This is a genomic window from Pseudomonas yangonensis (genome assembly GCF_009932725.1).
GTDB lineage: Bacteria > Pseudomonadota > Gammaproteobacteria > Pseudomonadales > Pseudomonadaceae > Aquipseudomonas > Aquipseudomonas yangonensis.
The window spans coordinates 1-699 of record NZ_BLJU01000173.1 but is presented as its reverse complement, the minus strand read 5'-3'; the positions used below and the strand labels follow the sequence as shown (position 1 = coordinate 699).

General features: G+C 41.6%; 2 protein-coding genes. Both read left to right on the top strand.

The window, feature by feature from the left end:
• On the top strand, positions 1 to 384 hold a 384-nt coding region (locus tag GYB81_RS25415), incomplete at its 5' end, for a colicin E5-related ribonuclease (RefSeq protein WP_218573897.1).
• Positions 384 to 699: hypothetical protein (locus GYB81_RS23970; protein WP_161898015.1), on the top strand; the 316-nt coding region annotated here is incomplete at its 3' end. The genes GYB81_RS25415 and GYB81_RS23970, both read left to right, overlap by 1 nt.

Here is a 699-nt window from a genome sequence, read left to right as displayed (position 1 = left end):
TTTTTTTTCAAGCAGAAGACGGCATACGAGATGCTCAGGAGTCTCGTGGGCTCGGGGGTTAAGCCAATCTATATAATGTTCAATCATAACCCTCATGATGTTGTTATTGATGATAAGATCAGAGAGCAAATTCCAATTAGAGGGTGGACTGAGGTTGAAATTAGAGATGTTATCGGAAAAGGTGCAACAGGTAGTTCTTCAGATAAGCGTCGGCCTAATAAGACGATAGATGGGCTGGGGCGGAATGACTCTGCAACAGTATATGGAAGTCCTCCTAATGGATATATAGTTGTGAACGATAGGACAGGTGAAATTATTCAAATTGCAGATCGGAACGATTCCGCATGGGCGGTTGACGGGCGAATCATCTGGAGAAATAAGTAATGATCAATCCTAACTCTGTCGAAATAGTTGACAATGGCCTAGATTTTTGTTCAAAAGAAGGCAATGAGAAGATGTGGCTAACTACGAAGGCAACTCTGGAAGTCGTATCTTTGGCAACTAAAAAAGGGTTGGCAATTTCGAAAATTGAGGGATTCATCTGGCATAAGGATGTAGGGAGGTTCGAGGCAAGACTTGATGCCATATTTGAAGGGCTTGTCAATCCAGTAAAAGTGCCTGATGATATCAATAATAATAATACTAGAGCGAAAGAGAGTACAGAGGAAGATGCTTCTCTTGGGCATGATGCTTTTATTG